The organism is Rhodococcus sp. HNM0569 (assembly GCF_012726205.1).
GTDB lineage: Bacteria > Actinomycetota > Actinomycetes > Mycobacteriales > Mycobacteriaceae > Rhodococcus_F.
The window spans coordinates 334,985-353,313 of sequence record NZ_JAASAE010000003.1; the positions used below are offsets into that span (position 1 = coordinate 334,985).

16 protein-coding genes, 4 tRNA genes and 1 riboswitch are annotated in these 18,329 nt (G+C 69.3%); of the genes, 12 read left to right on the plus strand and 8 right to left on the minus strand.

All coding sequences use genetic code 11. From position 1 onward, the window contains the following. Window positions 1–2: 2 nt before the first annotated feature. Together pstA and pstB are read left to right on the plus strand one after the other, a co-directional pair. On the plus strand, window positions 3–911 hold the full coding sequence (gene pstA / locus HCA44_RS06185; RefSeq protein WP_169647642.1) for a phosphate ABC transporter permease PstA: 909 nt from the start codon (window positions 3–5) through the stop codon (window positions 909–911). A gap of 50 nt (window positions 912–961) precedes the next feature. Continuing rightward, the gene (gene pstB, locus HCA44_RS06190; RefSeq protein ID WP_169647643.1) at window positions 962–1,738 is read left to right on the plus strand and encodes a phosphate ABC transporter ATP-binding protein PstB; all 777 of its coding nucleotides are present in this window, start codon (window positions 962–964) and stop codon (window positions 1,736–1,738) included. Between the two features lie 96 nt (window positions 1,739–1,834). On the opposite strand, the gene phoU is transcribed toward pstB, so the two are convergent. From phoU to HCA44_RS06210, 4 genes are all read right to left on the minus strand, one after another. After that, complete coding sequence (gene phoU, locus HCA44_RS06195; protein ID WP_169647644.1) at window positions 1,835–2,530, minus strand: phosphate signaling complex protein PhoU; 696 nt, start codon at window positions 2,528–2,530, stop codon at window positions 1,835–1,837. Window positions 2,531–2,616: 86 nt separating this feature from the next. Continuing rightward, entirely contained in the window at window positions 2,617–4,461 is a 1,845-nt protein-coding gene (locus HCA44_RS06200; RefSeq protein WP_169647645.1) for an LCP family protein, read from the minus strand. 120 nt (window positions 4,462–4,581) lie between these two features. Next, a complete protein-coding gene (dusB, locus tag HCA44_RS06205) occupies window positions 4,582–5,724 on the minus strand; it encodes a tRNA dihydrouridine synthase DusB (RefSeq protein ID WP_169647646.1) in 1,143 nt (380 codons plus the stop codon). A 169-nt stretch (window positions 5,725–5,893) separates the two neighbouring features. Beyond that, window positions 5,894–6,871 (minus strand): acyl-ACP desaturase, encoded by a 978-nt coding sequence (locus HCA44_RS06210; RefSeq protein WP_169647647.1) that lies wholly within the window; start codon window positions 6,869–6,871, stop codon window positions 5,894–5,896. Between the two features lie 493 nt (window positions 6,872–7,364). Here HCA44_RS06210 and HCA44_RS06215 point away from each other — a divergent pair. From HCA44_RS06215 to HCA44_RS06240, 6 genes are all read left to right on the plus strand, one after another. Next, window positions 7,365–7,440 (plus strand) — tRNA-Lys (locus HCA44_RS06215). A 327-nt stretch (window positions 7,441–7,767) separates the two neighbouring features. Continuing rightward, window positions 7,768–8,463 carry a TetR/AcrR family transcriptional regulator gene (locus HCA44_RS06220; RefSeq protein WP_169647648.1) on the plus strand — a complete coding sequence of 232 codons (696 nt, stop codon included), beginning with the start codon at window positions 7,768–7,770 and terminating at the stop codon, window positions 8,461–8,463. Between the two features lie 98 nt (window positions 8,464–8,561). Continuing rightward, window positions 8,562–8,634, plus strand: a tRNA-Glu gene (locus tag HCA44_RS06225). A gap of 117 nt (window positions 8,635–8,751) precedes the next feature. Next, window positions 8,752–8,825 (plus strand) — tRNA-Asp (locus HCA44_RS06230). A gap of 54 nt (window positions 8,826–8,879) precedes the next feature. Further along, window positions 8,880–8,956, plus strand: a tRNA-Phe gene (locus HCA44_RS06235). Window positions 8,957–9,078: 122 nt separating this feature from the next. Then, window positions 9,079–9,759 (plus strand): TetR family transcriptional regulator, encoded by a 681-nt coding sequence (locus tag HCA44_RS06240; protein WP_169647649.1) that lies wholly within the window; start codon window positions 9,079–9,081, stop codon window positions 9,757–9,759. 4 nt (window positions 9,760–9,763) lie between these two features. Here the strand turns inward: HCA44_RS06240 and HCA44_RS06245 are convergent, their stop codons facing one another. Further along, window positions 9,764–10,825 carry a YbhN family protein gene (locus tag HCA44_RS06245; RefSeq protein ID WP_169647650.1) on the minus strand — a complete coding sequence of 354 codons (1,062 nt, stop codon included), beginning with the start codon at window positions 10,823–10,825 and terminating at the stop codon, window positions 9,764–9,766. Window positions 10,826–10,934: 109 nt separating this feature from the next. Between HCA44_RS06245 and HCA44_RS06250 the strand changes: the two genes are divergently transcribed. Continuing rightward, the gene (locus tag HCA44_RS06250; protein ID WP_169647651.1) at window positions 10,935–11,636 is read left to right on the plus strand and encodes a VIT family protein; all 702 of its coding nucleotides are present in this window, start codon (window positions 10,935–10,937) and stop codon (window positions 11,634–11,636) included. Between the two features lie 9 nt (window positions 11,637–11,645). Here the strand turns inward: HCA44_RS06250 and HCA44_RS06255 are convergent, their stop codons facing one another. The 3 genes from HCA44_RS06255 to HCA44_RS06265 form a co-directional block, all read right to left on the minus strand. Beyond that, the gene (locus tag HCA44_RS06255) at window positions 11,646–12,539 is read right to left on the minus strand and encodes a universal stress protein (protein ID WP_169647652.1); all 894 of its coding nucleotides are present in this window, start codon (window positions 12,537–12,539) and stop codon (window positions 11,646–11,648) included. A gap of 37 nt (window positions 12,540–12,576) precedes the next feature. Then, entirely contained in the window at window positions 12,577–14,043 is a 1,467-nt protein-coding gene (locus tag HCA44_RS06260; RefSeq protein ID WP_169647653.1) for a CYTH and CHAD domain-containing protein, read from the minus strand. Window positions 14,044–14,134: 91 nt separating this feature from the next. Then, a complete protein-coding gene (locus HCA44_RS06265) occupies window positions 14,135–15,076 on the minus strand; it encodes a pseudouridine synthase (protein WP_169647654.1) in 942 nt (313 codons plus the stop codon). 259 nt (window positions 15,077–15,335) lie between these two features. Here HCA44_RS06265 and HCA44_RS06270 point away from each other — a divergent pair, with 259 nt between their 5' ends. The 3 genes from HCA44_RS06270 (at window position 15,336) to HCA44_RS06280 (ending at window position 18,328) form a co-directional block, all read left to right on the plus strand. Then, window positions 15,336–16,319 carry an alpha/beta hydrolase family protein gene (locus HCA44_RS06270; protein WP_169647655.1) on the plus strand — a complete coding sequence of 328 codons (984 nt, stop codon included), beginning with the start codon at window positions 15,336–15,338 and terminating at the stop codon, window positions 16,317–16,319. A 32-nt stretch (window positions 16,320–16,351) separates the two neighbouring features. Continuing rightward, window positions 16,352–17,224: an oxidoreductase gene (locus HCA44_RS06275; protein ID WP_169647656.1), complete on the plus strand. Its 873-nt coding sequence runs from the start codon at window positions 16,352–16,354 to the stop codon at window positions 17,222–17,224. Between the two features lie 165 nt (window positions 17,225–17,389). Further along, window positions 17,390–17,485: riboswitch (TPP riboswitch) on the plus strand. A 78-nt stretch (window positions 17,486–17,563) separates the two neighbouring features. Next, window positions 17,564–18,328, plus strand: a complete 765-nt coding sequence (locus HCA44_RS06280) for a 3-oxoacyl-ACP reductase (RefSeq protein WP_346764599.1) — start codon at window positions 17,564–17,566, stop codon at window positions 18,326–18,328. The last annotated feature ends 1 nt before the right edge of the window (window position 18,329 follow it).

Consider the following 18,329-nt stretch of genomic DNA (forward strand, 5'->3'; position numbering starts at 1 on the left):
CCATGACCTCGACACTCGACCAGCCGATCAAGACGACCACCTTTCAGGGCGTCGGACTGCGCAGGCGTCTGAGCAACATCACCGCGACCGTCCTCGTGTCGCTCGCGGTCCTCGTCGCGCTCGTGCCGCTCGTCTGGGTCCTCGTCACTGTCATCGCGAAGGGCCTCCCCGCGCTGACGTCGTCGACGTGGTTCACGCACTCGCTCAGCGGCCTCACGGCATCGTCGCAGGGCGGCGGCATCTACCACGCGCTCGTCGGCACCCTGCTCCAAGGCCTCGTGTGCGCCGTCATCTCGATTCCGCTCGGCGTGTTCGTCGCGATCTATCTCGTCGAATACGCCGACCGCAAGTCGCGGCTCGGCCGCGTCACGACGTTCATGGTCGACATCCTCAGCGGCGTGCCGTCGATCGTCGCGGCGCTGTTCATCTTCGCGCTGTGGGTCGCGACCTTCGGAATGCCCAAGTCGGGCTTCGCGGTCGCGCTCGCACTCGTGCTGCTCATGGTGCCCGTCGTGGTCCGCAGCACCGAGGAGATGCTGCGCATCGTGCCGCAGGACCTGCGTGAGGCGTCGTACGCGCTCGGTGTGCCCAAGTGGAAGACCATCGCGCGTATCGTGCTGCCGACCGCCGCACCCGGCATCATCACGGGCATCATGCTCGCGCTCGCCCGCGTGATGGGCGAGACGGCGCCACTACTGATCCTCGTGGGCTACGCGCCCTTCATCAACTTCAACCTTTTCGGCGGCGAGATGGGCACCCTGCCCGGCGTCATGGTGTCGGAGATGAACAATCCGACGCAGGCAGGCGCGGACCGGATCTGGGGCGCCGCACTCACCCTGATCCTCGTGATCGCGGTCCTCAACATCGCCGCCAAGGTCATCGGACGCTTCTCGCAGGTTCGCAGCAAGTGACCGGCCGTCCGCACGCATACTCGAAGACACACCAGTTAGGGAGCCGGTAAATGGCCAAGCGTCTGGATCTCAAGGACGTCAACATCTTCTACGGCAAGTTCCACGCGGTCTCCGACGTGTCGCTGTCTGTGCCGCCCCGCAATGTCACCGCGTTCATCGGTCCCTCGGGCTGCGGCAAGTCGACTGTGCTGCGCACGATCAACCGCATGCACGAGGTCACGCCCGGTGCGAGCGTCGACGGCTCGATCATGCTCGACGGCGAGGACATCTACGGCTCGGGTGTCGACCCGGTCGGTGTCCGCAAGACCATCGGCATGGTGTTCCAGCGGGCCAATCCGTTCCCCACGATGTCGATCCGCGACAACGTCGTCGCCGGCCTCAAACTGCAGGGCGAACGCAACAAGAAGTCGCTCGACGAGGTCGCCGAGCGGTCGCTGCGCGGCGCGAACCTGTGGAACGAGGTCAAGGATCGGCTCGACAAGCCCGGCGGCGGTCTGTCGGGTGGTCAGCAGCAGCGTCTGTGCATCGCGCGCGCCATCGCGGTCAAGCCCGACGTGCTGCTCATGGACGAGCCGTGCTCGGCCCTCGACCCGATCTCGACGCTCGCGATCGAGGACCTCATCACCGAGCTCAAGCAGGACTACACGATCGTGATCGTCACGCACAACATGCAGCAGGCTGCGCGCGTGAGCGACCAGACCGCGTTCTTCAACCTCGAGGCCACCGGCAAGCCGGGCCGGCTCGTCGAGATCGACGACACCGAGAAGATCTTCTCCAACCCGTCGCAGAAGGCCACCGAGGACTACATCTCGGGTCGCTTCGGCTGAGTCTCCGCCACCCCGACCACGACGACGGCGTTCGCTCCGATCGGAGCGAACGCCGTCGTCGTGCGTATGGCTTCGCGGCGCGTGCGCGCCTGCCGGTCAGCTCTCGTCGGGGTACGTCGTGAGCTGGTCGGCTTCGGTGGGCACGTCGTCGTCCGGAAGCTTGCCGGTGACGAGGAAGATGACCCGCCTGCCCACCTCGACCGCGTGGTCGGCGAAACGCTCGTAGAAGCGCCCGAGCAGCGTGATGTCGACGGCCGCGGCGACGCCGTGCTTCCACTCGCGGTCCATCAGCACCGTGAACAGGTGCCGGTGCAGGTCGTCCATCGCCTCGTCCTCTTCGCGCAGCCGGGCGGCACGTTCGGGGTCGCGCGTCTCGAGAACGAGCTTGGCGGCCGCGCCGATCGACACCGCGATGCGGCCCATCTCCGAGAAGTAGCCGTTGACCTCTTCGGGCAGGACGTGATTGGGGTGGCGGCGCCGGCAGATCTTCGCGACGTGCAGCGCGAGCGCGCCCATGCGATCGATGTCGGCCACCATCTGGATCCCGCTGACCACCGAGCGCAGATCACCCGCGACGGGAGCCTGCAGTGCGAGGAGCGCGAACGCCCGCTCCTCGGCGATCACGCTGAGCTCGCCGATACGGTCGTGCTCACTGATGACCTCTTCCGCGAGAGTGAGGTCGGCTTGGAGGAGCGCTTGCGTCGCCTTCTCCATCGCGAGGCCCGCGAGCCCCGCCATCTCACCGAGCAGGTCTGCCAGCTCGGTCATCTTGTCGTTGTATGCCACGCGCATGACAAACGAGCCTACGGAAGTCCGGAATACAAGTCACGAGCGCACGGTGAACGCCGGGTGAACTGCGCGAGTGGACTCGCCCGCGCTCAGCTGCAGGTGGCGTCGCCCGCGTTGACGACGGCGAGGTCCGCCGGGATCTCCGCGGCCTCTGCCTCGTCGAAGCGCGACGGCGTGGCGTCGAGCTCGGTGCCCTCACCCGCGGGCGTCACGACGTCGGCCGACGTGGACGACCCGAGCACGAGTTCGACCGTCGAGCCGAGTCCCGGCACCGACTCGAGCACCGCGCCGGGCATCGACGACGCGAGTGTCGCGGCCTCGGCCTCGTAGCCGGGGGAGAAGCGCACCAGGGTGTCGGTGCTGGTCTCGGTGTAGTTGCCGACACTGACGATCTGGAAGCCGTACACCGCGAGCGTGTCGGCTGCGGTGGCGGCGGCACCGGACACGCCCGAGGCGTTGGACACCTCGACCGACACCTCACGCGGATCGAGCGCCTGCACCTGGGCGGGCGCGGGAGGCGCGGGCGGTGCCTCGGGAGTGGGTACCGGTGCGGAGCGTTCTTCGCCCGGTAGCGGCGCGTCGTCGATGACCGCGCGGAAGATCGCTTGGATGTCGTCCTTGCGGGGCACCTCGTTGCCCCAGTCGTTCGTGCCCGAGGTGGGCACCGTGATGAACGTGACCGCGCCCGCGTCGACGTTCTGGAGAGACCGACCGAGCGTGATGAGCGAGCGGGTGTCGATGTTCTCGACGAACGTCTCGCGGGTGAACGCATTGACGAAGCCGTTGAGTTTGCCCGGATTGAGCAGCACCTGGTTGGACAGGGCACCGCGCAGCAGCGCCGACAGGAACTTCTGCTGACGGGTGATGCGGCCGTAGTCGCCGTTGCCCTCGGATTCGACATGTCGTGCGCGCACGTAGTTCAGCGCGGTGTGGCCGTCCAGCATCTGCCTGCCGGCGACCGGCAGGATCGGGCCGAGCAGGTCGTCTTCGAGCGGCGACGTCGTGCACACCTCGACACCGCCGATCTCGTTGACCATCGTCTCGAAGCCCGCGAAGTCCATGCCCACGAAGTGGTTGATCTTCAGCCCCGAGATGCGCTGGACCACTTTCACCAGACACATCGGGCCGCCGAGCGCGTAGGTCGCGTTGAGCTTGTCGCCGTACGCGCCGTCGTAGACCTCGTCGGTGTACGCGCCCGCGCCGTTGTCCCAGCCGTTGCACTCGGGGCGTTCGACGTCGAGGTCGCGGGGGAACGACACCGCGACGACGCGGCTGCGGTCGGCGGGGATGTGCACGAGCATGACGGTGTCCGACCGCGCGCCTTCCGCGTCGTCGATCGTGCCCGCACCGAGCTGGCCGCTCGCGCCTGCCCGCGTGTCGGTGCCGACGATCAGATAGTTCTCGTCGCCCAGCTGACCGCCGGCGTCGACGATGTCGTCGGACTCGGTGTCGAGCGCGTCGACCCGCGCGAAGCTGTTCTCGGTGTTGCGGACGAAGCCCCACACCACCCCGGTGGACGCGAACGCGAGCACCGCGACCAGCGCGACCGTGACGCGTCCGGCGACACGCAGCCGCTTGCGCCGCCGGTTGCGGTTGAGCGCGAGGCGCGTGAGCCCGGTGTCGCCGACGGCTTCGGGCGTCGCGGTGGGCGGCGTGGAGATCGGCGGCTCGTCGACGACCGGCGCGATGACCTCGGTGCGCTCGGGATCGAAGCCCTCTCCCGGCGCGCCCTCGGTGGGCGGGGGAGGCGAGGCCGGCGGGGGAGGTGGGGGAGACGACGGGGCTGCCGGAGGCGGCGGCGGGGCGTCGCGGCGCGCCGGTTCGCGGCCGAGGCGCATGCGGGCGCGCTCGCGGTAGGTGCTGTCGGCGAGCGGACGCTCCCACGGGGCGCGAGCTTCGGGCGCGAGCGGCTCCTCGCCGTGATCGTCACCCACTACTCAACCCTGCTCTTTCCGCCAGTGAAAACACCGCCCCGACGGCGGATCGACGCCATACTACTGATCCCGGGGCGGTCTTCCACTCGATCGGCACTCTGCGGTGTCCGGTTCGTCCGATCAACCACCGGAGTGCATCGCGTCGGCTCCGACCGGCACGAGGGTGTCCTCGGGGTCGTCGAGCCAGCCCTCGGGCAAGGCGACCGTGCCAGGTGAGCCCTGCCGTCCGCGTGGCCCCTCGGCGTCCTTCGGGAACGGCACGGTGGGGTCGAGCGTTGCGAGTAGTCCGTCGAGCTCGGTGAGGTTGCTCACCAGAGCCATCGACGAGCGCAGTTCGGACCCGGCCGGGAACCCGCGCAGGTACCACGCGACGTGTTTGCGCAGCTCACGCATGCCCTTGTCTTCGCCGTGGTGTGCGGCGAGCAGTTCGGCGTGTCTGCGGATGACGGCGGTGACCTCGCCCAATGTGGGGGGAGTGGGGATCTCGCGGCCGTTCAGCGCGGCGCTGAGCTCCGCGAACAGCCACGGCCGCCCGAGGCAGCCGCGGCCGACGACGACGCCGTCGCAGCCGGTGGCGGCCATCATCCGCTGGGCGTCGGCGGCGTCGAAGATGTCGCCGTTGCCCAGCACCGGGACGTCGGTGACGTGGTCTTTGAGGCGCGCGATCTCGCTCCAGTCGGCTTCGCCTGAGTACCGCTGCGCCGCGGTGCGCGCGTGCAGCGCCACGGCCGCAGCCCCCTCGGCCGCCGCGATGCGGCCGGCATCGAGGTGCGTGTGGTGCTCGTCGTCGATGCCGATGCGCATCTTGACCGTGACCGGCACGTCGGTGCCTTCGGTGGCGCGCACCGCGGCGGCGACGATCTGCCCGAACAGGCGCCGCTTGTACGGCAACGCCGAACCGCCGCCCTTGCGGGTGACCTTGGGGACGGGGCAGCCGAAGTTCATGTCGATGTGGTCGGCCAGGTTCTCGTCGACGATCATCTTCGCCGCGGCGTACGTCGTGTCCGGGTCGACGGTGTAGAGCTGCAGCGACCGCGGGTTCTCGTCGGGCCCGAAGGCGGTCATGTGGAGCGTCGCGGGGTGGCGTTCGACGAGCGCCCGCGCCGTGACCATCTCGCACACGTACAGCCCGGACGTGCTGCCCGCACGCGCGATCTCGAGCTCGCGGCACAACGTGCGGAACGCCACATTCGTGACGCCCGCCATGGGAGCGAGGACGACGGGGCTCGCGAGTTCGAGCGAGCCGATGCGGAGCGCGGGCATGGGGGGACCTCGGAACTTACTGGTGGTGCGGACACTGCTGGTGGGGACGGTCGACGGTGTGATCGTGCCCGGTACCGGACAGCAATCGTGCCCGGTACCGGAACACCGGTACCGGGCACAATCGTACGGCGCGGAGCCGAGCCTCGGCTCGGCGTGACGCGGCAACGCGTCAGGCGGACGCCTTCGCGGCGGCTTGTTCGCGCTTCTTCGCTTCGCGGGCGAGCATGCGGTCGCGCTGCTCCTCGAACTTCGCGGCCTGACGCTCGAGCTCTTCGAGGTGCGCCGCGAGACGTTCGCGCGCGGCCTCGCCACGAGCCGTGAAGTCGGTGCGGTCGAAGATGTTCCACTTGCGCAGCACCGGCTGGACGACCTCTTCGAGATGCTGACGCAGGTCGTAGATGCCGTTCTTGGCCATCAGGACACCGTTGCGGCGGAAGTTCGGCATGCCCGCACCGGGCATCTCGAAGTTCTCGAGAATCGTGGTGACTGCCTCGAGCGCCTGGTCGGGGGCGAGATCGAGGGCGGCGCCGCACATGTTGCGGTAGAAGATCATGTGCAGGTTCTCGTCCGCCGCGATGCGCTGCAGCATGCGGTCGGCGATCGGGTCCTTGCACACCTTCCCGGTGTTCCGGTGGCTCACGCGTGTCGCGAGTTCCTGGAAGGTGACGTAGGCGACCGAGTACAGGAATCCCGCCTGCGACGCCATGACGTCGGCAGGCGACGCGAAGCCGTTGGTCATGTGCTCCATGCGGAAGCGTTCGAGCTGCACGGGGTCGACAGCGCGGGTGACGACGAGGTAGTCGCGCATGACGATGCCGTGGCGGTTCTCCTCGGCGGTCCAGCGGCCGACCCACGTGCCCCACGCGCCGTCCTGCGAGAAGTTCTCGGCGATCTCGCGGTGGTAGGACGGCAGGTTGTCCTCGGTGAGGAGGTTGGTGATCATCGCAGCCCGCGCGACCTCGTCGAGTTGCGACTGTTCGATGTCCCAGTCGACACCGCCGAGTGCGGCGAAGTTGCGACCCTCGTCCCACGGGACGTAATCGTGGGGGTGCCACTCCTTGGCCATCGAGAGATGGCGGTTGACGTTGTCCTCGGCAACCGGCGCCAGCTCTTGCAGCAGCTCGAGTTGGGTGAGATCCCTCGCCATTCCTATGCCTCCATGCGAATCGGTCTGTGGCCCAGCCTACGGCACCGTAGGTTGATGTTCGTCGCCCTCGTCGTGGAGGGAGTGTCGGCGGGCGGTGCGTAAGCACGCGCTCCGCAGTTGTCGAGTCCGGACCGCCGGCCGTTACATGCCACGACCGTCGGGTCCTTACCGAACAGCGTGACGGAACCAGGAGCCTCGAGTGAAGTGTACTGGCCGGTTCGTACCGCGCGGTCTGTGCTTCGGTGGCGGTGGTCCGCGGGCGCGGCCCTCCGGTCGGCACGCGAACCAGCGTCCGATTATGGGCGGTCGCTCGCCGGCGGCGCAATGGCTGCGGGGCCGTACGCGGCGTCTTGGTCGGGATGCCCAAAAAGGCACCGAACCACTTATGGATCTTCACCGGCCGTCGGTGATCGTCGCCGCGTGCGGGCCCGTCCGAGACATCGGCGGGTGGCCGTGTGACGGGCCGGTGCGTGCGGTTACACTCTGGCGGCACGCCCCTATAGCTCAGTTGGTAGAGCTACGGACTTTTAATCCGCAGGTCGTAGGTTCGAGCCCTACTGGGGGCACCATCTCGTCCGCCGCGTCGTACGTCGGCCGGCTGGTCCGCCGTGGTGCGACGGCGCCCGTCGGTGCAGGTCGGCCCGGAAGTAGTTCACCCACATGGTGGTGACATCCCCCGCACAGCAGTCGGCTCGGGTGCACACCCCCTGCAGCGCACCCGAGCCGCGACAAACAGTACCAGTCGGTGTGTTTTCTGCGAAGTCGGGACGTCGGCATGATGAGAACATCCAGGTGATGGCACCATTCGGTGACAGCGCCGCGCAGTCCGGAGCCGCTCGCGTGCCCTCTCGTGCGAGAGGATGGAGACCCCGGTTCCCGTCGATGGAGATACCCAGATGCCCCGCAGTCGTAGCCGGAACACCGACGGTGCCGATCCGGCGCCACTCCAGCAAGAACGTGCCCGACGCACCCGCGCCGCGATCGTCGAGTCGGCAGCGCACGAGTTCGCGCGACGCGGCTACACCGCCGCGTCGGTGAACGCGATCCTCGAGGGGTCCGGCGCCACGAAGGGTGCGATGTACTTCCACTTCGCGTCGAAGGAGGCGCTGGCCCGCGCCGTTCTCGACGCGGGGCGCGACCGGTTCGTCGAGTTGACGTCGGGGTGGTCGTCGCGCGGCGACGCCGACCCGTTCGAGCTGCTGCACGGTCTGCTCGTCGATCTTGCGCGACTGTTCGAGTCCGACGCTGTCGTGCGGGCCGAGTTCCGGCTGATCGTCGAGCCCGAGTTCTACGACGACGTTCGGTCGGGTGGTGCGCAGGTATGGGGTCGTGCAGCCTACGAACTCGTCATGCGCGCAGTGGACGAGGGGCTCGTACGGGAGGGTGCCGATCCGCACGTGTTCACCCGTGTCCTCGCCGGAGCGCTCGCGGGGCAGCGGTTCCTGGTCGACATGACAGGATCCGATGCCGACCTCCCGGCGCGGTTCGCCGAATCGCTCGACGTCGTGCTCGCGGGAATCGCGAGCGAGCAGTGGCTCGAGCGTCATCGGCGCACCGGCTGGCCGGACCTGTCCGCGGCCCCGGAAAGCTGATCTGACCTGCCGATTTGGGAATCGTGACCGAGGTGTCCTAAGCTATCGGAGCTCCCAACGGAATGCCGTTGAGGTACTGGTTCGGAGAAATCCGGCGGGCCCCCTTCGTCTAGCGGCCTAGGACGCCGCCCTTTCAAGGCGGTAGCGCGGGTTCGAATCCCGTAGGGGGTACGTTTCTCGTCAGAGAGGCATGCGAGTGGCTCCGGCCGCGAGCGCGCGGCAGTCGATTTCGGTCGGCGCACCGCGATGCAGTATCGTTCTACACAGCAAGATCGCAGTACACAGCAAGGCCCTGTGGCGCAGTTGGTTAGCGCGCCGCCCTGTCACGGCGGAGGTCGCGGGTTCGAGTCCCGTCAGGGTCGCAAGTGTGTCCGTATCGGACACCATGCGCGAGGCATTCGGTTCGGGTGCCGTCCGGCCAGGTAGCTCAGTTGGTACGAGCGTCCGCCTGAAAAGCGGAAGGTCGCCGGTTCGATCCCGGCCCTGGCCACCAGTTCTCGTATATCGGCGCCCGAGTCATCGACTCGGGCGCCGAGTGCGTTCCCGGGGCCGGGTCCGCGCCCGCTGCACCGTGACCAGCGCAGCCGCATGCTCCGCCCCGATATAGTCGCGGTCATGAGCAGTACTCCCGAGCAGCACACACCCGACCTCGCGACGGGAACGCGGAATCCGCTCGTGGCGCTCATCCGCGAGGGGCTGCTGCCGGCACGCGACGCGCGGCCGTCGCAGCGCGAACGGTACCGCCGCATAGTCGCCGCGGCGATGGAACTCGCGTCCGAAGGCGGCTACGACGCCGTGCAGATGCGGGAGGTCGCCGAGCGGGCGGACGTCGCGCTCGGCACCGTGTACCGCTACTTCCCGTCGAAGAATCATCTGCTCGTCGTCGGAATGCTGCTCGCATTCGAGGGTCTGCGGAAACGGCTCGAATCGGGGGTCGCGCCGGGGGACACCCCTGCCGAACGGCTCATGTACGTGCTCGACCGCAACAACCGGCTGCTCGAAAAGGACCACGCGCGCTACGAAGCGCTCATGCGCGCCTACATGTTCGCCGACGCGTCCGCGGCTGCCGAACTCGATGCCGTCAACGTGCTGATGGCGGAGATGTTCACACGCGCGGTCGGGACGAGCGATCCGGACCCGGGTCTGGTCAACGCGCTGCGCGTCGTGGGTGACGTCTGGATGTCGTCGCTCGTGTCGTGGGTCGCGGGCCGTATGACGGTCGAGGCGATGGACGAGCATCTCGCCACGACCGTGCGCCTCGTATTCGCGAAGCTCGACGAGCAGCGCGGCGGCTGAGCGCTCACTCTCGCCACAGGTTCTCGAGGTCGACGTCGTCGGTGTCGTCGTGCACCTTGCCGCGGAACCGGAACGCGAAGACGATCCAGCCCACTGCCGCGACGAGCAGGAAGCTGACGAGCCGGTAGACGACCACCGCGGACACCGCCTGCGCGCCGGTCAGGCCCGCCGCGGTGAGTGCGGGCACGAGCACTGCGTCCATCACGCCCAGGCCCGCGGGCAGTAGCGGGATCGCCGACTTGGCGGCATTGCCCGCCGCATACGCGACCGCGAGCCCGGCGATGCTGGGGAAGCCGCCGATCGCATAGCACGCGAACGCGAGGCACGCCGCGTCGCTGAGCCAATTGAGCAGGGACCAGCCGAGCGAGCGTGCGCTGTCGCCGCGCGTCATGCGCACCGCACCGATTTGGTCGACGATGCGGGACCAGCGGGCGACGCCGTGCTCGGGGTCCTTCTTGCGCACGCGGTTGACCATGCGCAGCGCCGTCACGCCGACGCCTTCGAGCGCGCCGGGCCGCGACGCGGCGTACTGCGCGACGACCGCGAACACGAACAACCCGGCGGCACTGAACAGCAGTGAGAACGGGTTGCTGCTCGCCCCGACGAGCAGTGCACCGCCGACACCGATGACGGCGAGCCCGATCGCCTGCAGCGCGCCCGCCATCACGAGTTGCCAGCTCGCGACGACCGGCGTCGCGCCCCATTTGCGGGTCGCGCGGTAGGTGAAGGTGGTGGCGACGAGCGGGCCGCCGGGGAGTGTGACGCTCATCGAGTTCGCGGCCAGCGCGACCGCGAGAGACTGCCGCTGCCGCACCACGACGTCGGCGACGCGCAGCAGCGTGCGCTGCACGCTCGCGAAGCTGGCCATCGACACGAAGGACGCCGCGACGGCCGCGACGAGCCAACCCCATCGGATGTCACCGAGGCTGCGCACGCTCTGCGAGAACTCGGGCCAGATCAGCACGATCTCGACGACGAGCACGACGATCAGCACGCCCCCCGCGATCCAGCGCAGGCTGCGCCTCATGGGTGAGCGGGGCGGGCGCTGCGAGTTGTCCGTGCTCATCAGGGCTCATTGAACCAGCAGCACCGCCGTCGACAGGCGATATCGCGCATCCGGCGGGGAATATCGCGATGCCTGCGGTATCGCCGGTGTCCGGATCTAGTCTGTGCAGATGAGCGAGCATCCGCTGCCCGAACCCCATCTCGGTAGCCTCGCGCAGCGCCTCAACTGGCTTCGCGCAGGCGTTCTCGGCGCGAACGACGGCATCGTGTCCACCGCGGGTCTCGTCGTCGGTGTGGCGGCGGCGGGGTCGAGCGCGGCCGTCGTGTTCACGGCGGGCTTCGCGGGGCTCGCGGCGGGCGCGGTGTCGATGGCGGTGGGCGAGTACGTGTCGGTCAGTACGCAGCGCGACACCGAACGAGCACTGCTCGACAAGGAGCGCGTCGAACTGCGCGACGAGCCGGACGCCGAACTGCAGGAGCTCATCGGCCTGTACGAGTCGAAGGGGCTCACCACCGATACGGCCACCCGCGTGGCCGAGGAACTCACCGAACACGACGCCTTCGCGGCGCACGTCGAGGCGGAACTCGGCATCGACCCGGACGAGCTCACCAACCCGTGGCTCGCGGCGGGATCGTCGGCCGTGTCGTTCACGGTCGGCGCCTTGATTCCGCTCGTCGCGATCCTCGTGCCACCGGTGCACCTGCGCATTCCGATCGCGGTCGTGGCGGTCGTCGTCGCGCTCGCGGCGACCGGGACGATCAGTGCGCTGCTGGGCGGCGCACGGCCGGGTCGGGCGGTGCTGCGCGTCGTGACCGGTGGTGTGCTGGCGATGGCGGTGACGTACGCGATCGGTCAGCTCTGGGGATCCTGACGGCTGCGCTCAGGTCCACCGATCGATCGCCACCGGACACGTCGCGTGGTGCAGCACATTCTGGCTCGTGGACCCCAGCAGCGCGCTCGCGAGCGCCCCGCGCCCCCGCGTGCCGAGCACGATGAGCTGGGCGTCGCCTGCGTGTGCCAGCACGACGTCGGACGCGCGGCCCTGCTCACTGATCCGCGTGACCGGCACGTCGGGGAAGTCGGCAGTGACGCCCGAGAGGGCTTCGGACAGCAGTGCGGCCTCCTCTTCGGCGACGACATTCCAGTCGACGAACATCCCGGTGCCGCCCGGCCCGAGACCCGACGAATCGCCCCACGCGTGCACCGCGGTCACCTCGGCGTCGAAGTACGACGCGAACTCGAAGCCGAAGTGCACCGCGCGGTCGCTCACCTTCCCGCCGTCGACGCCGACGACGACCTGGCCGGTGCCCGGAGTGGTGCCGGTGCCCGGGCCGGTCCACACGGTGACCGGGCACGTGGCCTTGTTGACGACGTGCAGCGCGGTCGAGCCGATCAACCGGGACCGGATCGCGCCTGCACCGGTGCGTCCCAGCACGATCATGCGGGCGTGCTCGGCGGCTTCGAGCAACCCGGTGGACGCGGGGCCGGGCACCGAACGCGAGTCGAAGGACACGTCCGGAAACTCGTTCGCGAGGGTTTCGCGCGCGCTGTCGAGCAGTGCGCGTCCGTCCTCGGCGACCTGCGCGAGGAACTGTGATTCGGCGATGACCGCGGCCGGACTGTAGAGGGGCCCGTCCTGCGGAAGTGCGTAACAGAGCAGGACGTCCGCGCGCCACCGCGTCGCGAGTGCGGCTGCCCACCGGGCGGCGCCCAATGCGGTGTCCGAACCGTCGACACCGACGACGACGGTGTTGTTTCCGGGGGTCGTACTCATCGCTCGTCCTCTCCTGCAGGGGTGGTCGCGGGCTGCGTCAGGGCGAGACCGCGCGGGTGGCGGTGCGCGCGCGACGCCACCGCCGGGCGAGATCGTGCGCGAGTCGATCCTGTCGCGCGAGTTCGTCCACGAACAGCATGCCGAGCCCGAACGCGTCGCGGAAGTCGTCGGCGGAATCGGCGGCAGCGTGCACGTGACCCGCTGCGACGACCGAATCCTGGTACTCGCCGAGCGCATCCTGCAACGCCCGGAGCCTCTTCGACGCCCGCCGGGCGTGCCGCGGGTCGAGCGGTTCGACCACCTCGATCGCGTAGCGCAGCCGCTTCGCGGTCTTGCGGACGCGGTGGACCGCGGCGTCGCGGTCGGCACGTCCGCGCGCACGACGCGCCTTGCGGACGCGCGTGTCGAGGGTGCGTTCCAGCCCGCACAGCGACGCGCGCAGTGCGCCGCGCTGCTTCCGGTCGCCCGGTTCGGCGGCGAGGGCGGTGGTGAAACCTTCGAGGTCGGCGCGCAGGGTGAGATAGCGCTGCGACGTGAGCGCGTCGGTGACGGCGGCCCACGCGTCGTCGCGGAGGGCCGCGAAGTGGCGATCGGCCGCGGCGGCGACCTGTTCCCGGTCGGGGACGTCCGGGACGTCGGCCGCGTGGTCGTGCACGCGGGACTGCTGCACCTCGACGTCGCGCGCGTCGCCGAGGGTGTGCCCGAACCAGCGCAATTCGTCGACGAGGCTGCGCCACGCTCCGTCGTGATCGTGCCACGCCGTGTCGAGCGCGAGTCGCGGCGCGTACGCCTGCAACGCGCTGCGGAAGCGGCGCGCCGCGACGCGCAGGTCGTGCACCGACGCCGTGGGGTCGGCTCGCACCGCGACGTCGGCCCGGGTGAGCGCGTCGAGTTGGCGGGACAGGTAGTCGCTCAACAGCACTCGCGCGGTCCTCGGACCCGCCGTGCGATCGGGTGCGGGCGCGAGACCGCCGGAGAGTGCGTGCGCGAGTGGGGACGGCGACGACGAGCGTTGCAGGCCTGCGTCGTCGAACCGGCGGGCGACGGTGCGCGCGGGGTGCGGGCCGACAGTGCCCTCCCGGACCTCGATCTCGCGCCACACCAGCCCGTCGTCGGTGCCGCGGGGGCCGACCGCGACGACGACGTCCGACGCGATCTCGGCGACGACGGCACCGTCGGGACCGCGCAGGCGCGTGCGGGTGCGGTCGATCGTGAGCAGTGCCGCGGGGGTGAGTGCGGCGCCGTGCGTCACGCCCTGCACATAGTGGGCGAGTTCGCCGGGGAGGGTGCCCGCGTCGTCGGCCTCGGCGTCGTCCCAGCGGATCTCGGTGGGCAGTGCGTCGGCGGTGTCGGCAGGCACGGTGAGATACCACCCGGTGTCGTCGTCGCTCTCGACGCGGCGGAGCGTGAACCCGTGCAGCAGGAGGCGCAGGTCGTCGGTGTCGTAGTAGATCTCGGACAGGGACACCGGTTCGACGAGCGGTGCCCCGTGCGTGCCCGGCACGTCGGAGAGGGTGGGCAGTACGGTCTCCGCGTGGGCGTCGAATCGCTGTGGTGCTGACTGCACGCGGTCGGACGCCCGGCAACTCATACGGTCATCCTGCCCGAGTGAACGAGTTCGGGTGAACGGGTTCGGGGGCCTGGACAGGTTCGAGCGCGGAGTTGCTCACGAACTCGCGTGACAGGCCCGTGAGGGGATCGGTGAACCGCACACGCCGTGCGAGCAGCCGCAGCGGGTCGCAGAAGTCGTCCGGTGCGACCTCGCGGATCTCCGGATACAACGGATCGCCGACGAGCGGCAGCCCGAGCGAGTTCATGTGCACGCGCAGTTGATGAGTCCTGCCGGTGCGCGGCCGAAGGCGGTAGCGCGCGTGGTCGCCGAATCGGGCGAGGACGTCGACGTGCGTCTCGGCGTTCGGTGTGCCTGCCACTTCGCGTGCCTGCAGCACTCCTCGCGTCTTGACGATGCGGCTGCGGACCGTCGTGGGCAGCGCGAGGTCGTCGCGGAACGGCGCGAGCGCTTCGTACTCCTTCTCGACGGCCTGCTCGGCGAACAACGTCTGGTAGGGGCGTCGCGCGTCGCGGTGCACCGTGAAGACGAGGACGCCAGCGGTGAGCCGGTCGAGCCGATGCGCGGGCGACAGTTCGGGGAGATCGAAGCGGCGGCGCAGTCGCGTCAGCGCGGTCTCGACGACGTGGGCGCCGCGCGGCATCGTCGCGAGGAAGTGTGGTTTGTCTACGACGAGGAGATGCTCGTCGCGGTGCAGCACTGTGAGTTCGAAGGGCACCGGCACCTCGACCGGCAGCGGCCGGTAGACGTAGACGCGGCCGTGGCCCGCGAAAGGCGTGGTGTGGTCGACGGCCTGTCCGTGCGCGTCGACGACGTCTCCCGCGGCCACCTGCGTGTGCAGCGAGTCGCGGTGCGCCGGAAATCGTTCGGTGAGGTAGTCGAGCACCGTGGCCCACGGGCCCGAGTGGGGCAGGCGCACACACGACGGACCGACCCCGTCGCGCGGCGGAGGCGGAGCGGTGTGCACGACGTCGACGGTATCCGAGGAGGGTCGGGCGTGTCGTGTCGGCCGCGTCGGATCGGCTTCTGCGTGCGCGACCCCACTCGACTCCGTTTCTGCTGGTCCCCGCCGCGCAACGACGCGACGGGGGCCGTATCGGGCGGGCGGCGGCCCTTCGGTCGAGTAACGATTGCGCGCGAGGCGCGAAGGACAAGTGACACGTGATGTATACCGTGATGAGCTGTCCGGGCGGCGACGCCCACTGTTCATCCAGGAGGCTTGCCCCATGCGCGCACCCGCGAAGAAGCCGGGACGAACTCGCTTTCGTCTGCTGGTCCATCTGCTGATCGCCGTCATCGTGGCGCCCGCCGCCATGGTGCTGGCAGGCACGGCACCGGCGTCGGCGCACCCCTACGACCGGTTCCGCGAGGACTGGGTGGCCGCGCCCGGCGGTGTCGGGCAGATCAAGGTCCGCATCTGGCTGGCGAACAACGGCAGCAACAAGGCCGTCTATCTCCTCGACGGCCTACGCGCCACCAACGACGTGAGCGGGTGGGAGCACGAGACGAACGCCGCGTGGCTCTCCGACCAGGGAGTCAACGTCGTGATGCCGGTCGGCGGCGAGTCGAGCTTCTACACCGACTGGTACGCGCCCAGCAATTTCAACGCGCAGCCCTACACGTACAAGTGGGAATCCTTCCTGACGCAGAACCTGCCCAACCATCTCGCGGCGGCGTACGGCATCGATCGCCACAGCAACGGCGTCGTCGGCATCTCGATGGGCGGCAACGCGGCCCTCGTCCTTGCGGGCTACCACCGCGACCAGTTCAAGTTCGCCGGTTCGCTGTCGGGTTACCTGAACCTGTCGGCACCCGGTATGCCGGAGGCGATCCGTGTCGCGATGCTCGACGCCGGCCGCTACAACGCGGACAGCATGTGGGGCCCGCCGTGGGATCCCGCGTGGCGTCGTAACGACCCGTTCGTCGTCGCACCGCAACTCGCGGGTCTGCCTATGTGGATCTCGGCGGGTAGCGGCCTGCCGGGCGCGCACGATCACCCGGTCGCACCGATCGACTACTACAACACCGCCAACGGAATGGGCCTCGAAGCGCTCGCGCTCGCGCAGAACCGGGCGTTCGAGATCCGGTTGGCCACGCTCGGTATCCCCGCGCACTTCGACTTCCCGGCGCAGGGCACGCACAGCTGGGGCTACTGGCAGGACCAGCTGTGGGGTCTGCTGCCGATGTTGAAGGGCGCGATCGGGGCCTGACGGACGGGGTCGGGGATACGTACGCTGACTCCATGAGCAACTGGACCGCAGCGGACATCCCCGACCAGACCGGCCGTACCTTCGTCGTCACCGGTGCCAACAGCGGGCTCGGCGCGGTCGCGGCGCGCGCGCTCGGCGCCAAGGGCGCGCACGTGATCCTGGCGGTGCGCGACACCGCGAAGGGCGAGCGGGTCGCCGCCGAGATCGGCGCGAACGCCGACGTGCGTCGGCTCGACCTCGCCGACCTCGCGTCGGTCGAGTCGTTCGCCGACACGGTCGAGTCGGTCGACGTGCTCGTGAACAATGCGGGTGTCATGGCGGTTCCGCAGCGCCGCACCGCAGACGGTTTCGAGATGCAGATCGGCACCAACCATCTCGGGCATTTGGCCCTCACCGGGCGGTTGATCGACCGGATCTCCGATCGTGTCGTCACGATGTCGAGTGCGATGCACCAGCTCGGAACCATCCATCTCGACGACCTGAACTTCGAGCGCCGCCGCTACAGCTCGTGGCTCGCCTACGGGCAGAGCAAGCTCGCGAACCTGCTCTTCACGTACGAGTTGCAGCGCCGCCTCGCAGCGAAGGGGTCCGCCGTCAAGGCGCTCGCGGCGCATCCCGGCTACGCGGCGACCAACTTGCAGGGCCGCACCGAAGGCTTCATGGACCGGCTCATGCCGCTCGCCAACAAGGTGGTCGCGCAGTCCGCCGACATGGGTGCCCTGCCCGAGTTGTACGCGGCGACGGCGCCGGACGTGTTCGGCGGCGCCTACATCGGGCCCGGTGGGCCGTTCGAGATGCGCGGCTACCCCAAGGTCGTCGCGTCGAACCGAAAGTCGCACGACGCCGCCGTCGCGGCCGGATTGTGGGAGCTGTCCGAAAAACTCACCGGCGTCACGTACCCGTAAGCGCGAGGAGAGCAGTCCTCCTCGGCAGCCGCACCTCGAATGTGCACACGCGCGCGGAATCGTCGACGATTTCGCGCGCGGATGGCAAGCGCGGGTGCGGCTGCGGCCCCGAGCCCACTTCGCCGGCATCGAGGCACTGCCGGTGTCTGCCCGACTACACTGACCCGCAGTGACACGGGGTGCTGCCTTGCGGCGGCTGAGAAACACCCGTCGAACCTGAACCGGGTAATGCCGGCGAAGGGAATGTCGCGGCACGCACGGATTCGCGCCACTGCCACACCCCTCGTCGGCCGACAGCGCTTCGGCCCGACCGAGGTGCGGCAGAAAGGAACACGGGCAGTGCGTCTCGACGAACAGACAGTGGTGGTCACCGGCGGTGGACGCGGCCTCGGCGCCGCGATCGTGCGGGCATTCGCGGCGCAGGGCGCGCGCGTCGTGGTCGACTATCGCGAGAGCCGCGACGCGGCCGAAGAACTCGCGGCGTCGCTGGGCGAGGATCGCGCACTCGCGGTGCAGGCGGATGTCACCGACACGGAGGCCGTGCGGCAGTTGTTCGCCGACGCCGAAGCGCATTTCGAGCGTCCGGTGACGACCGTCGTGAACAACGCGCTCGTCGACTTCTCGTTCGACGGCGATGCGCGCGCGAAAGCCGACGAGATCGCGTGGGAGGCGTTCGACAGACAGCTGCGGGGGAGCGTTGCCGGGGCGGTCAACTGCATGCAGGCGGCGTTGCCCGGGATGCGCTCGATCGGGTTCGGTCGCATCGTCAACGTCGGCACCAATCTGTTCCAGTACCCCGTCGTTCCGTACCACGACTACACGGCGGCGAAGGCGGCGTTGCTGTCGCTCACACGCACGTTCGCGTCCGATCTCGGACCCGACGGCATCACCGTCAACATGGTGTCCGGTGGCCTGTTGCGCACCACCGACGCGTCCGCGGCCACCCCGGACGCCGTGTTCGACATGATCGCGGAGTCCACGCCGCTGCGCCGCGTCACGACGCCCGACGAGTTCGCCGACGCGATCCTGTTCTTCGCGTCGCCGTGGGCCCGTGCCGTCACGGGCCAGAACCTGGTCGTCGACGGCGGCCTCGTCAAGGACTGAG